The 13,413-nt window shown below is 69.9% G+C and carries 11 protein-coding genes; 4 read left to right on the top strand and 7 right to left on the bottom strand.

The window, feature by feature from the left end; translation table 11 throughout:
- Positions 1–27: 27 nt before the first annotated feature.
- A complete protein-coding gene (locus RHOOR92_RS0118040) occupies positions 28–1,941 on the top strand; it encodes a M48 family metallopeptidase (RefSeq protein ID WP_027490884.1) in 1,914 nt (637 codons plus the stop codon).
- Here the strand turns inward: RHOOR92_RS0118040 and RHOOR92_RS0118035 are convergent.
- A complete protein-coding gene (locus RHOOR92_RS0118035; RefSeq protein WP_027490883.1) occupies positions 1,926–3,536 on the bottom strand; it encodes a choline dehydrogenase in 1,611 nt (536 codons plus the stop codon). The genes RHOOR92_RS0118040 and RHOOR92_RS0118035 overlap by 16 nt on opposite strands.
- 117 nt (positions 3,537–3,653) lie before the next feature.
- Between RHOOR92_RS0118035 and RHOOR92_RS0118030 the strand changes: the two genes are divergently transcribed.
- Positions 3,654–4,916: an MFS transporter gene (locus tag RHOOR92_RS0118030; RefSeq protein ID WP_027490882.1), complete on the top strand. Its 1,263-nt coding sequence runs from the start codon at positions 3,654–3,656 to the stop codon at positions 4,914–4,916.
- A 26-nt stretch (positions 4,917–4,942) separates the two neighbouring features.
- On the opposite strand, the gene RHOOR92_RS0118025 is transcribed toward RHOOR92_RS0118030, so the two are convergent.
- On the bottom strand, positions 4,943–5,371 hold the full coding sequence (locus tag RHOOR92_RS0118025) for a CBS domain-containing protein (RefSeq protein WP_007510852.1): 429 nt from the start codon (positions 5,369–5,371) through the stop codon (positions 4,943–4,945).
- Positions 5,372–5,469: 98 nt separating this feature from the next.
- Positions 5,470–6,210, bottom strand: a complete 741-nt coding sequence (gene mtgA, locus RHOOR92_RS0118020) for a monofunctional biosynthetic peptidoglycan transglycosylase (protein ID WP_027490881.1) — start codon at positions 6,208–6,210, stop codon at positions 5,470–5,472.
- A 110-nt stretch (positions 6,211–6,320) separates the two neighbouring features.
- On the opposite strand from mtgA, the gene RHOOR92_RS0118015 reads away from it, so the two are divergent.
- Positions 6,321–7,220: an Hsp33 family molecular chaperone HslO gene (locus RHOOR92_RS0118015; RefSeq protein WP_007510848.1), complete on the top strand. Its 900-nt coding sequence runs from the start codon at positions 6,321–6,323 to the stop codon at positions 7,218–7,220.
- A gap of 16 nt (positions 7,221–7,236) precedes the next feature.
- Here the strand turns inward: RHOOR92_RS0118015 and RHOOR92_RS0118010 are convergent, their stop codons facing one another.
- Entirely contained in the window at positions 7,237–10,137 is a 2,901-nt protein-coding gene (locus RHOOR92_RS0118010) for an EAL domain-containing protein (protein WP_027490880.1), read from the bottom strand.
- 242 nt (positions 10,138–10,379) lie between these two features.
- Here RHOOR92_RS0118010 and RHOOR92_RS0118005 point away from each other — a divergent pair, with 242 nt between their 5' ends.
- Positions 10,380–11,288, top strand: a complete 909-nt coding sequence (locus RHOOR92_RS0118005) for a hypothetical protein (protein WP_007510844.1) — start codon at positions 10,380–10,382, stop codon at positions 11,286–11,288.
- Between the two features lie 72 nt (positions 11,289–11,360).
- On the opposite strand, the gene RHOOR92_RS0118000 is transcribed toward RHOOR92_RS0118005, so the two are convergent.
- From RHOOR92_RS0118000 to RHOOR92_RS0117990, 3 genes are read right to left on the bottom strand one after another with little or no spacing between them, the layout of a single operon-like run.
- Positions 11,361–12,263, bottom strand: a complete 903-nt coding sequence (locus tag RHOOR92_RS0118000) for a DUF4097 family beta strand repeat-containing protein (RefSeq protein ID WP_027490879.1) — start codon at positions 12,261–12,263, stop codon at positions 11,361–11,363.
- 17 nt (positions 12,264–12,280) lie between these two features.
- Positions 12,281–12,739: a hypothetical protein gene (locus RHOOR92_RS0117995; protein ID WP_081660259.1), complete on the bottom strand. Its 459-nt coding sequence runs from the start codon at positions 12,737–12,739 to the stop codon at positions 12,281–12,283.
- Complete coding sequence (locus tag RHOOR92_RS0117990) at positions 12,730–13,275, bottom strand: sigma-70 family RNA polymerase sigma factor (protein ID WP_027490877.1); 546 nt, start codon at positions 13,273–13,275, stop codon at positions 12,730–12,732. The genes RHOOR92_RS0117995 and RHOOR92_RS0117990 overlap by 10 nt, the downstream gene beginning before the upstream one ends.
- Between the last annotated feature and the right edge of the window lie 138 nt (positions 13,276–13,413).

Here is a 13,413-nt window from a genome sequence, read left to right as displayed (position 1 = left end):
ATGCCGCGGCGCACTCCGGGAGTTTGCATGGATTTCTTTGCGCAACAGGCGCGCGTGCGCGGCAGCAGCCGGCGGCTGGTGGCGCTGTTCGTACTGGCGGTGGTGGCGATCGTGGCGGCGATCGACGCGGCGGCGTGGCTTGCCTTCGGCCACCATCCGGCCGCCGGCGAGCCGGCCGCGTCGAACCTGCCGCTGCTCCTCGCCAGCAGCGGCGCGGTGATCGCCGGGATCGGACTCGGCTCGCTGTTCCGCATCATGAGCCTGTCCGGCGGCGGCAAGGCCGTCGCTGAAAGCGTCGGCGCGGTGGCGGTGCCGGCGGATACCCGCGACCCGCAGCTGCGCCAGCTGCGCAACGTGATCGAGGAGGTCGCGATCGCCTCCGGTGTGCCGGTGCCGGACATCTACCTGATGGCCGACGAGGCGGGCATCAACGCCTTCGCCGCCGGTTACTCCGCCTCCGACGCGGCGGTGTGCGTGACCCAGGGCTGCCTGGACAACCTCACGCGTGACGAACTGCAAGGCGTGATCGCGCACGAGTTCAGCCATGTGCTGAACGGCGACATGCGGCTCAACATCCGCCTGATGGGCCTGCTGTTCGGCATCCTGGTGCTGGCGGTCGTGGGGCGCAAGGTGCTCCAGTTCGGTGGCGGCCGCGGCAGTCGCCGGGGCAGCGGCGGCCAGGTGCTGCTGATCGGTGCGGCGCTGATGGTGGTCGGCTACATCGGCTACTTCTTCGCACGCCTGATCCAGGCCGCGGTGGCGCGCTCGCGCGAAGCGCTGGCGGACGCCTCGGCGGTGCAGTTCACCCGCCAGACCGATGGCCTCGCCGGTGCGTTGAAGAAGATCGCGATCAACGCCGAAGGCTCCGCCTTGCAGGTGGCGAACAGGCAGGAAGTGGCGCACATGCTGTTCGGCGAGGCAGGCAGTTTCAATGCGCTGTTCGCTACCCATCCGCCCTTGCTCGAGCGCATTCGAACGCTGCAGCCTGGCTTCAAGGAGGCTGACCTGGCACGCATGGCGGCGGGGATGCAGCGCGAAGCGGCGCCGCCTGCGCAGGCGAACGGCCCGGCCGCCGCCTCAGGCGTGCCGGGGTTGCCGTTGCCACCGATCCTGACGGGCGTGCTGGCCGGCGGCGTGGCCGCGGCCGCGCCGGCGTTCCGGCGTGCCGCGACCGTGCAGCAGGCGATGCCGGCGAGCCTGAGCGAAGCCGTGCAGCAGCCCGAGTCCGCGCTGACGGTGATGCTGGCGCTGGCGCTGTCCTTGAAGGCGGAGCTGCAGCCGGCGCAGCGCCGGATCGTCGCCGATGCCTTTGGCGACGACGTGCAGCGCGCCGTGCAGGCGCAGGCTTCCGCCCTGGCCGCCTTGGCGCCGATCGCGCGCCTGCCGCTGGTCGCGCTGGCGTTTCCCGCGCTCAAGCAATTGCCCGACGGACGCCAGCAGACTTTGTTGCGCGCGCTGGACGAGCTGGTCAAGGTGGATGGCCGGGTCGACATCAACGAGTACTGCCTGGCACGGCTGCTGCGCATTCACCTGAGCGAGGCAAGTTCGCCGCGCCGTGCACCGGTCGACGGCGTGAAGAAGCTTCCGGCGGCGCGCGACAGCGTGATCCTGGTCTGTGCCATCGTCGCCGCGGCCGGCTGCTCGGACGAGGCCAGCGCAAGGCGCGCCTGGCTGCTGGCGATGCAGCAGGCGTTCCCCGGCGAGGCGATCGACTGGACGCCGCCGCCGGCGGCCTGGCAGGCACCGTTCGAGCGCGCGCTGGACGATCTGGACGGCCTGAGCCCGATGGCCAAGGAGCTGGTGATCCAGGCCTTGCTGCGCGCGGTCCACGCCGACGGCCAGGTCAGCGTGGAGGAGGCCGAATTGTTGCGGGTGATCTGCGCCAGCCTGCATTGCCCGCTGCCGCTGGGAGAGGACGGAGGGGGTCAAGTCGCCACTTGACTCCCGCCGTTCCCTCCCGCAATCAACGCACTCGCCCGCTCGGCGATCATGATGGTGGGTGCGTTGGTGTTGCCGGTCGGCAGGGTGGGCATCACCGAGGCGTCCACCACGCGCAGCCCATCCACGCCGCGCACGCGCAGCTCGCTGTCGACCACAGCGCGATCGTCCTTGCCCATGCGGCAGGTGCCGACCGGGTGGTAGATGGTTTCGGCCTTGCGCCGGATGAAGTCGACGTACTCGGCGTCGCTGGCGATGCGCCGTTCGGGGAACACCGGCGCGCCGCGGTAGGGCGCGAACGCGGCCTGGTCGAGGATCTCGCGCGACAGTCGCGCCGCCTCGATCATCATCTTCAGGTCGTGGCCTTCCGGGTCGCCCAGGTAATTGGCGTGGATCGCGATCGGCTGCGCCGGATCGGCCGAGTGCAGGCGCAGCCGGCCGCGGCTGCGCGGGTGCAGATGGCAGGCGTGCAAGGTGTAGCCGTAGCCAGGCAGGCGATGGCGGCCGTGGTCGTCGAGCAGCGCGGGCACGAAGTGGAACTGCAGGTCGCAGCGTGCATCGGCGGCGTAGCGGCTGCGCACGAAGCCGCCGGCCTCGGCCACGTTGGAGCTGCCCGGCCCGTCGCGGTGGCGCAGCCAGCGCCAGCCGGCGGCCAGTTCGTTGAGGTGGTCGTAGCTGACGCGGCTCGGGTTGCCGTCGAGCGTGCAGATGTCCAGGTGGTCCTGCAGGTGGGCGCCGACGTCGGGCAGGTCGGCGAGCACCGCGATGCCGTGCTCGCGCAGGTGGTCGGCCGGGCCGAGTCCGGACAGCATCAGCAGCTGCGGCGAATTGATCGCACCGCCGGCGAGGATCACCTCGCCCGCCGCGATCCGCTCGGCGTCGTGCCGGCCGCGGCGCAACTGCACGCCGACCGCGCGGCCGTGCTCGATCAGCACGCGCTCGACCAGCGCATGCGTGCGCACGTCGAGGTTCGCGCGCCGGCGCACCGGCTTCAGGAACGCCGTGGCCGACGAGCAGCGTGCGCCGTCGCGCTGGGTCACCTGGTACAGCCCGAAGCCGGCCTGTCGCTCGCCGTTGAAGTCGTCGTTGCGTGCGAAGCCGGCGCTCGCGGCCGCGTCGAGCAGCGCTTCCGACAGCACGTTGCGGTGGCGCAGGTCGGCGACGCCGAGCGGGCCGCCGGCGCCGTGCAGCGCGCCGGCGCCGCGGCTGTTGTCCTCGCTGCGCAGGAACCACGGCAGCACCTCGCGCCACGACCAGCGCGGGTCGCCGCTGGCTTCGGCCCAGCCGTCGTAGTCGGCCGCCACGCCGCGGATGTAGCACATCGCGTTGATCGAACTCGAACCGCCGAGGGTCTTGCCGCGTGGCCACCACAGCCGGCGCTGGCCGAGCGCCGGTTCCGGCTCGGTGCGGTAGTTCCAGTTGAGCGCGCGGTTGTTGGCCAGCCGCGCGATGCCGGCGGGCATGTGGATCAGCGGGTTCCAGTCTGCGGGGCCGGCTTCCAGCAGCAGCACGCGCGTGGCCGGATCGGCGCTGAGCCGGTGGGCCAGCACGCAGCCGGCCGAGCCGGCGCCGACGATGATGTAGTCGTAGTGGTTCAAGGCGTCCCCCGTGCGTGACGGAATGAGCGTGACCGCGTGCTAGGCTTGCCGCGCCCCACGCCGGATGTACCCGTGAGTTTGCCCCGCCCGCTGCCAGTGGAACAAGCCGCCGCGCCGATGCTGTCCGCGCTGGCGTTCTTCTTCGTGATGACTTCGTACTACATCATCCGGCCAGTCATGGGCCAGCTGAGCGGTGCGGTCGGCTCGCAGTCGCTGCCGCTGTTCTACGGCGCGGTGTTCGTGGTGATGCTGCTGCTGACGCCGCTGTTCGGCATGCTGGTGGCGCGCTTCCCGCGCAGACAATTGCTCGGCTGGAGCTACAGCTTCTTCATTTTGTGCCTGCTCGCCTTCGTGCCCGCGTTCATGGCGCAGGAGCGCATCGGCGCGCGCGAGCTGGGCGTGCTGTTCTTCGTCTGGGCCAGCGTGTTCAACCTGTTCGTGGTGTCGCTGTTCTGGAGCTTCATGGCCGACATTTTCTCCAGCGCGGAGGCACGGCGGGTGTTTTCGCTGATCGCATTGGGCGGCATGGCCGGCGCGGTCTTCGGTCCGCTGGTGACCAAGCTGCTGACGCAGCTGATCGGGGTGGCGCCGTTGTTGGTGGTTTCTGCGTGCGCGCTGACTCTCTCGCTGACGCTTTTGCTGCGGCTTTCCGCGCAACACGATCAGCAGCCGGGCAGCGCTGGCGAGGCGGCGATCGGCGGCTCGCTGTGGGCCGGCCTCAGGCAGCTCTGGTCGCGTCCTTTCCTGCGCTACATGGCTTTGCTGATGTTGTTCGGCGATGGCATCGGCACGCTGGCCTATGCGCTGGTGGCGGACTATGCCAAGGCGCATTTCACCAGCACGGTCGCGCGCACGTTGTTCTACAGCAATCTCGACCTGGCCACCAATCTGCTCGGTGCAGTGTTGCAGTTGAGCGTGACGCCGTGGCTGCTGGTGCGTCGCGGCGCGGGCTGGGGACTGGTCGTCCCGTCGCTGGTGAATCTGGCCTTGCTGGCCGGGGTGGCGTTGATCGGTGGCGGGAGCTTTGCGTTCTTCAGCTACAGCGTGCCGCTGCTGGCCGTGATGCAGGTGATCACGCGCGGCTTCGCCTACGGCATGACCAAGCCCGCGGTGGATGCGCTGTATACGCGGGTGCCGCGCGAGACGCGCTACAAGGGCAAGAACTTCGTGGAAACCGCGGTGTGGCGCTTCGGCGACGTGGTGGTGACCAGCGCGGTGAGCGGCCTGCGCCTGCTGGGCTGGGGCGTGGCCGGCCTGGCCTTGGCCGGTGCCGGCGTCGCTGCGCTGGCCGTAATGGTGTCCCGGCGTGCCGGCTGGTCGCCGGACCTGGCGCCGGACGAGCAGGCACCCGTGGACAAGGCGGCGAAAGCATCGGCGTGAGCCGATGCTTTCCCGAAGCCCGCGTCTCAGCTCGTGATGTAACGCTGCAGGTGCTCGATCTGCTCGGCCTGTGCGTCGATCACCGCCTTGACCAGGTCGCCGATCGAGATCACGCCGACTACCTTGCCGTCGTGCACCACCGGCAGGTGACGGATGCGGCTGTCGGTGCACAGGCGCATGCAGTCGAACACGTCGGTGTCCGGGCTCACGGTCAGAGGGGGGCCGCTCATGATGTCGGACACGGCGGTCTGCGACGAGGAACGGCCCTGCAGGATCACCTTGCGCGCGTAGTCGCGTTCGGACATGACGCCGACCAGCTGCTCGCCGCGCATCACCAGCAGCGCGCCGATCCGATGCTCGGCCATGTGCTTGATCGCATCAAGTACCGGCGCCTCCGGCGCGATGCTGTAGATCGCGTTGCCCTTGCCCTGCAGCAGATGTTTGACCTGGCTCATGCTTGGGTCTCCCAGCGGCCCGGGCGGGCCGTCTGGGGCGAGTCTAGCGCCGCCACCACGCCGGCGTGTAGTGAAGTTGTGAACCCGTCGCGCCGCGCTCAGTGCGTGGCGCGTGGCGGCGTGCGGCCTTCGATGTAGCCGGGTCCGCCGAGCTGGTACATCTGCCGCTGGATCCACGCCGCGCGGCGCTGCACGTAGGCGCTGGGGCGGTCCGCATGCAGGCGCCGCGGGCTCGGCAGCACCGCGGCGAGGCGGGCAGCCTGGGCCGGGCCGAGCTGCGCCGGCGTGGCGTGGAAGTACGCCTCGCTGGCCGCGCCCACGCCGTAGATGCCGTTGCCCAGCTCGGCGATGTTCATGTACACCTCGAGGATGCGCTGCTTCGGCCAGGTCAGTTCGATCAGCACGGTGAAGTACGCCTCCAGCCCCTTGCGCACGAAGCTGCGGCCGTTCCACAGGAACAGGTTCTTGGCGGTCTGCTGGCTGATCGTGCTGGCGCCGCGCAGGCGCCGGCCGTCGTCGGCGGCGTCGAGCGCGTCCTGGATCGAATCGAGGTCGAAGCCGTGGTGGTAGGGGAATTTCTGGTCCTCGCCGGCCACCATCGCCAGCGGCACCCAGCTGGATACCTGCGTCCACGGCACCCAGTGCTGGCGCAGGCGGAAATCCCTCTCGCCGTGGAGCCATGCGCCGAGCTGGCGCTCCAGCATCACCGCCGACGTCCACGGCGGCACGAAGCGCAGCACCAGCACCACCAGCCAGCTCAGCGCCAGCCATGCCAGCAGCAGGATCGCCAGCGTGCGCAGCAGACGTAGCAGCGGGGCGCGGCGGAATGGAAAAGGCATGGCGGTACGCGTGGGAGGACGCGGGCAGTATAAGGGCCTGTTCAAGGGACGTTGTCCGGCCGCCGCGGCGCCCCCATCTGTGGCGCTTGACCTCCAGGAGACCTGCTGCCGTGGAAAACCTGCCTGCCGAAGACGTGCTGCATCGCTTCCTGCTGGAACGCGCCGGGGTGCGCGGTACCCTGCTGCGGCTGGGGCCGGCCTGGCGCGAAGTGGCCGGTCGCGCCGACTACCCGCCGGCGCTGCACGCCCTTCTGGGCGAGGCGCTGGCCGCCAGTGCGCTGCTGACCGGCGGGATCAAGCTCGACGGCGCGCTGTCGATCGAGCTGAAGAGCGCGGGCGCGTTGCGCCTGCTGTTCGCCGAGTGCAGCGACCAGGGCCGCCTGCGCGGGCTGGCGCGCTGGAACGAACCGCTGCCCGCGCCGCTGGCGCTGGATGCGCTGGCCGGCGCGATCATGGCCATCACCATCGGCAACGTCGATCGCGGCCAGCGCTACCAGGGCCTGGTGGACCTGCGCCACGCCGACCTGGCCGCTTCGCTGGAAGACTACTTCACGAAGTCCGAGCAGTTGCCGGCGCGGATCCTGCTGGCCGCCGACGGCGAGCAGGCGGTCGGCCTGATGCTGCAGAAAATGCCGGGCGAGGGCGGCCACGCCGTGGTGCAGGACGACGATGCGTGGAATCGCGTGGTGCACCTGACCGCCACCCTGGGCACGCAGGAACTGCTGGCCAGCGCGCCGGAGCAACTGCTGTACCGCCTCTACCACGAGGAGTCGGTGCGCCTGTTCGAGCCGCGTCCGCTGGCGTTCGGCTGCAGCTGCAGCCGTGAGCGGGTCACGGCGATGCTGCGCTCGCTCGGCCGCGACGAGGTGGAGGCAGCACTGGCCGCCCGCGGTGACGAGATCGAGGTGGTCTGCGAGTTCTGTGCGCAGCGCTATCACTTCGACCGGATCGACGCCGAACACCTGTTGAGCGAAGCTGCGGCACCCGGCGCGCCGGGCACGGCACAGTAGACACTCGGTTCCGCGATCAGGCCAGCAGCAGCGGCTTGTCCGCGCCGAGCCAGGTGCTGGCCGGCTGTGCCTCGGCGAACAGGAAGCCCTGGCCGTAGCGGCAGCCGACGCGCAGCAGCGCCTGCCGCTGCGATTCTTCCTCGATGCCCTCGGCGATCACCTTCATCCGCAGCGAATCGGCCAGCACCTGGATCGCGCGCACCAAGGCCAGGCCTTGCGTCTCGGCGTCGTCCGGTGGCAGCTCGGTGATGAAGGAGCGGTCGATCTTCAGCGTCTCGAACGGGTACTGGTGCAGGTAGCTGAGCGAGGAATAGCCGGTGCCGAAGTCGTCCAGCGCGATGCCGACGCCGTGGCTGCGCAGGTTCTGCAGCATCTGCTTGACCTGGGTCGGGTTCTCCAGCAGCGCGTGCTCGGTGACCTCGATGCGGATGCAGCGCGTGGGCACGGCGTACTGGTCGAACAGCGCCAGCAGCCGCAGGTCGAGGTCGGCCGAGCGGAAGTGCCGGCCGGACACGTTGATGCTGATGAAACCGTCGGTGCCGATCAGCCGCACCGCCTGGGTGCACACCTGCTCGAAGATCTGCCAGTCGATCGCCTCGGCGCAGCCGCACTCTTCGGCGATCAGCAGGAAATCGTGCGGCGGCAGCAGGCCGCGCTCGGGATGGTGCCAGCGCAGCAGCGCCTCGTAGCCGGTGATGCGGCCGTCCGCGAGTTCGACGATCGGCTGGTAGAACGGCTCGAACTCGTTGCGGCTCAGCGCGTGGCGCAGGTCGCTCTCCATGTCCAGCAGCGACAGCGCCTCGCGGCGCAGGCGGTCGTCGAACATCGCCGCGCGATGGCGGCCGCCGTCCTTCGCGTTGTACATCGCCGCGTCGGCGTCGCGCAGCAGTTCCTCCGGCTGGCGGTAATGCGGGCGGGCCAGCGCGATGCCGATCGAAGCGGAGGTGAAGATCTCCTTGGTGCCGAGCCGGAACGGCGTCTGCAGCTCGCTGATGATGCGCTCGGCGATCAGGGTGGCCTTGCCGGTCTCGACGATGCCTTCCAGCAGGACCGCGAACTCGTCGCCACCCAGGCGCGCGACCACGTCGCGCGTCTTCAGGCAGGCGCGGATGCGGCCGCCGACCTGGAACAGCAGGTCGTCGCCGACCAGGTGGCCGACCGAGTCGTTGATCACCTTGAAGCGGTCCAGGTCGATGAACAGCACGGCGAACTGCTCGCCCGGGTTGGCGGCGTAGCGCTGCATCGCCTGTTCCAGCCGCTGCAGCAGCAGGGTGCGGTTCGGCAGGCCGGTCAGCGAGTCGTGCAGCGTTTCGTACTTCAGCCGGCGCTCGACGCGCTCGCGCTCCGCGATCTGCTCGCGCAGGTCGCGGTTGGCCAGCGCCAGCGCGCGGGTGCGCTCGGTGACGCGGCGCTCCAGCCCGGCATAGGCCTGCTTCAGCGCCGTCGCGGCCTGTTTGCGCTGCAGCGCGTTGGCGATGTGGTAGCTGACGAAGGTCAGCAGCTCCTGATCGCGCTCGTTGTAGGTGTGCTCGGGCGAGTAGCTTTGCAGCGCCAGCACGCCCATTGCCTTGCCGCCCCAGATCAGCGGCACGCCGAGCCAGCACACCGAGCGTGCGCCGAAGAGGCTGATTTCGCCGAGCGCGCTGAGCCGGTCGATTTCCGCCGGCGTGGCCAGCAGCGGCTTGGCGTGGCGCAGCACGTACTCGGTGGCACCCCGGCCGTGCGCACGCGGCGGCCGCACGCTGTCCATGTCGTCCACCGAATAGGGGAAGGTGAGGTGGCCGTTCTCCTCGTCAATCAGCGCGATGTAGAAGTTGCGCGCGTACAGCAGGCCGCTGATCACCTGATGCATGGCCGCGTAGAACTTGTCCAGGCTGTCCGAGGTGTTGGCCAGCTCGGCGATGCGGAACAGCGCCGCCTGCAGGCGTTCGCCGCGCTGGCGCTGCAGCACCTGCTGGCGCAGCACGCGGTTGGCCTCGCGCAGCGCGGCGGTGCGGTCGGTGACCCGGCGGCCCAGCTCGAGGTGCGCCTCGCGCCGCTCCAGCGCGGTCTGCACGTGCTGCGCCACGTAGTTCAGCAATTCCAGGTCGTGCCGCGAGTAATGGGTGTCGGCACGGTAGCTCTGCATCACGATGCCGCCGACGACGCGGCCGGCGCGCAGCAGCGGCGCACCCAGCCAGTGTTCGCAGCTGGGGCCGATCGGCACGAAGCGGTCGCCAAACTGCTGCTTCAGCTCCTCGAATGAACCCATCAGCGGGCGGCCTTCCTGCAGCAGGTTCCAGGTCAGGCTGTGCAGCATGTCGTGCAGCGGCAGGTGCTGGTCCGGCGGCGGCGGGTCGGTATCGGCGATGTCGACGTAATAGGGAAAACGGACGGTGTCGGTGGCCGCGTCGTACAGCACGATGTAGAAATTTTCCGCGTACATCAGGCTGCTGACGATGGCGTGCAGCGAGCGCATCATCTCGGGCATGTCGTGGTCGGCGCCGGCCTGCTCGGCGATCGCGTAGAGCGCGCGCTGCAGTCTCTCGGCCAGCGCCAGCCGCGAGATCGCCTCGTACAGGTGGCTGGTCTCGGCCAGTTGGTGCAGCCGGATGTCGGCCAGCCGGCCCAGCCAGTCCAGCCGGTCGCGCAGGGCTTCGGGCAGCGGCAGGTCGGCCCATTCGAGCACCAGGGTGCGCGGGCCTTGCGGGTCCTCGGCCAGATCCATCTGCCCGGCCAGATGGCCGGGTTGCTCGTCCATGCGCCGCCAGCGCAGCCGGCCATGGATGCCGAAGTTGTCCAGCATGAGTTCGCACACGTCCATCACGCCGGCGGCGTCGGGTGCCTCGAACAGCCGTTCGACCGCTGCGTGCAGGGCCGCAAGATCCCGTGCCACCGGCGGTGGTTGGGATGAACGGATCGTCGGTGAGGCACTCATGGGGCTGCGACTGGTTCCGGTGCGACCTGGCGGGATCGGCGTGGCATGTCTTTATATCGTGTAAGTCTGCACCCCCGCCACTTTCCCCGGGGCGGGAACCCGCGGCTGGCCGGGAGGTCGAAGGGCCATCGGCTGCAGCCGTTTTGTGCGTTGGGACGGATTTTCGGGGTGTTAGTAAAACGTAAAGCGGGGTATACTTCGAGCCAAGTATCCTCTATCGAGCGAGTCATCGGTCCATCGTCATGCGCCGCCTGTCCGTCCTGCTGTTGACCCTGTTGCTGCCGCTTGCTGCGGCCGGGCAGTCTGCGGGCGGCGACAGCGCCATGGCAGAGCGCCTGCTGGCGCAGCCGCCGGACCAGACGGCCGAGGTTGAACCCGGCGTCGTGGTGCCGCTGTGGCGCGGCGCCGACGGTCGCCTGCTGGCGCTCAAGGCGGATCGCAGCACCGGCGCCGAGGCGCTGCGCAAGAATGCGCCGCTGGCGCTGCGGGTGGTGGATGCCTCCACGCTGATGACGACCGGCGTGGAATACGGGCTGGGGCCGCGACTGCAGGCGCACGCGCAGGTCAGCGAGCAGGCCTGGACCAACCCGGGCCTGCGCGTGCTAGGCAGCGAGGTGGGCGCCACCTATGACGCCGGCCGTTACAGCGTGGGTGTCAGTGTCGGCAGCAGCACCACGCCGAACAGGAACGTGTTGCCGCGCGTGTTGCCGGGCGCTGCGCCGGGCGTTGACGGCCTGTCCAGCTTCGACAGCAGCGCCCAGCTCAATGCGCATGGCCGACTGGCGCTGGGCAGCAAGAGCGGCATCGACCTGGGCGCCAGCGTGGGCCGGATCCATCTGCTGCCGGGCAACCTGCTCGGCGTCGATACGCTGGATCAGAAGGCGCTGAGTTTCGGCGTCGATCATGGCCCGCTGAGCGGCGTGCTGATTGGCCGCACGATGCAGCCGCAGGCCGGCATTCCGGGTGGCCTGAACGCCGACCGGCGCTGGAACAGCATCGATTTGGGCGTGACCTGGCGTCTGCCGTGGCGCGGTTCGCTGAGTGTCGGCGCGCAGAACCTGTGGTCGTCCGGCACACCGGCCAGTACGCCGGCGGGCCCGGAACCGGACCAGTCGCGCACGCCGTACGTGCAGTATCACCAGGATCTCTGAGCGGTTTTCTTCCGCTGGTCCCATGAGAAAACGCCGTCGCCATGCGACGGCGTTTTTCGTTGGCGCGTGCGTTCAGTCCCGCTTGCGCACGCGCAGGTCGCCGCTGAAGGTCTCGATGTTGATCTTGCCGGTACCGTCGCCGAGGCGGACGTCCAGCGAGCTGCCGGGGCCGTGCTCGGGTTCCTTCGGCGTGCCGAAATCGCTGCGCAGGTCACCGCTGAAGCTGCTGGCGTGCAGACTGGCCGAGGTGGCCGCCGGCAGTTGCAGCTGCACGTCGCCGCTCATGCTGTCGATGCCGATGCTGCCGGCGGGAGCCAGCGCGCCGCTGAGCTGCACGTCGCCGGACACCGTGCTGAGGGTGAGCTTCCGCCATGGCCCGCCGCTGGCCTGGATGCGGCCGGAGATGGTCTGCAGTTCGACCTCGTGGCCCAGCGCAGGCGCGAGGATCTCGCCGCTGACGGTCTTCAGCTCGGCCTGCCCGGCCTGCCCGGCCTGCTCGATGCCGCCGCTGACGCTGTCCACCTTCAGCGAGGGCGTGCGTGCGTTGATGCGCGCCTTGCCGCTGACCGTGTTGACCTGGATGCTGCCGCCGTCCATGCCGTCGATGACCAGCGGTGCGCTGACCACGTCGACGTCGAGCGAGGCTGCCCTGGGCACGTGCAGCTCCAGCGTGGTGGGCGCCATCTTGCTGTCGCCGCCCCAGTTGAACCAGCCGGGGCCACCTTGCGGTTCGACCTTGATCTGCAGGTTGTCGTCGGTGCCGGTGACCGCCAGCGGCTTGGCGCCGTCGCCGAGCCGGCCGCTGACTTGCACCTCGTTGCGGTCCCAGGCGGTCACGTTCACCGTGCCGGCGACGTTGCCGATGCTGATGCGGGCGGTCGACGTGGCGTCGTGGCGCAGCTGGATCGGCGTGCCGGCGAGGGCCTGGCTGATGCACAAGCACAGCAGCAAGGGAAGGTAGCGGGCGGTTTTCATGGTCGTTCCTGTGAGTGTCAGCCGGCCTGGTGGGCCAGCTGGCGCAGTTGTACCTGTTGCTGTTCGGTGCGCCCGAGCAGGCGCTGCAGTGCCGGTGAATCCGGGGCCTGCCGGAGGGCCAGTTGCAATTCCATCCGTGCGGCGTCCAGCTCGATCGCGGCGCCGGTGAGGCGCGGGTCGGAGGGCTTCCAGTCGGTGGAGGACTTCAGGCTGCCGGCCAGCGGTGCGGCCGCCGGCGCCCGCAGCACGCGCCAGCCGATGCCGCCGGCCAGCAGCAGCGAGGCGGCGAGGCCGGCGGCGATCAGCCCCTGCCGGCGCGGCGTCGGTCGAGGCTCGCGCAAGGGCAGGGGCGCCGGTGCCGTGCGCTGGGCATCTTCCAGCACGGCGTCGATCGCGGACCACAGGTCGCGCCGCGGTACCAGCGGCTGGCGCAACTCGCGCAGCTGGCGGCGCCATTCGAATTCGTTCACGAGCATTCTCCCAATAGCTTGCGCAGCAGGCCGCGGGCGCGGTGCAGCTGTGCTTTCGAGGTACCGATCGCCATGCCCAGTTCGCTGCCGATCTCTTCATGCCGCCAGCCCTCGATGTCGTGCAGCACCAGCACGGCGCGGGCACGCGGCGGCAGGCTGCCGATCGCGCGTTCCAGCTCTTCGCGCTCGGCGACGCAGAACGGGGTCTCGCCGGTGTCCGGCAGGTGCTCGTCGTCGAGCATGCTGACCGGGTCGGCGCCGCGGGCGCGGATGTCCATCAGCGCCACGTTCACCGCCAGCCGGTACAGCCAGGTGCCGAACGCGCTTTCGTGGCGGAAGCCAGGCAATTTCTGCCAGGCGCGGACAAAGGCATCCTGGGTGAGGTCTTCGGCGCGCGCATGGTCGTAGCCGGCGAGCCGATACACCGCGCCGTGCACGCGACCTACGTGCAGCCGGTACAGCCGCTGGAACGCGTGGCGGTCGCCGGCGGCCGCCGCGCGCACGTCATCGCTGTCGTTGGCTCGCGTTGAGGCGGGCGACATGGCGCTTCCAAGGGCAGGACAGGCGGCGGTCATCTTGCCAGCTTGGATGCGGCGTTGCGCGAAAGGGTTTGCACGGCGCGCGCCACGCTGGGCCTGCAAGTGCCGCGGGCAGGTCGTGGCGACCTGCCCGCCGCCTGG

It is taken from the genome of Rhodanobacter sp. OR92 (genome assembly GCF_000427545.1).
GTDB classification, from domain to species: Bacteria; Pseudomonadota; Gammaproteobacteria; order Xanthomonadales; family Rhodanobacteraceae; genus Rhodanobacter; species Rhodanobacter denitrificans.
The sequence above is the reverse complement of the archived record's forward strand: the minus strand, read 5'-3'. Positions and strand labels throughout refer to the sequence as shown.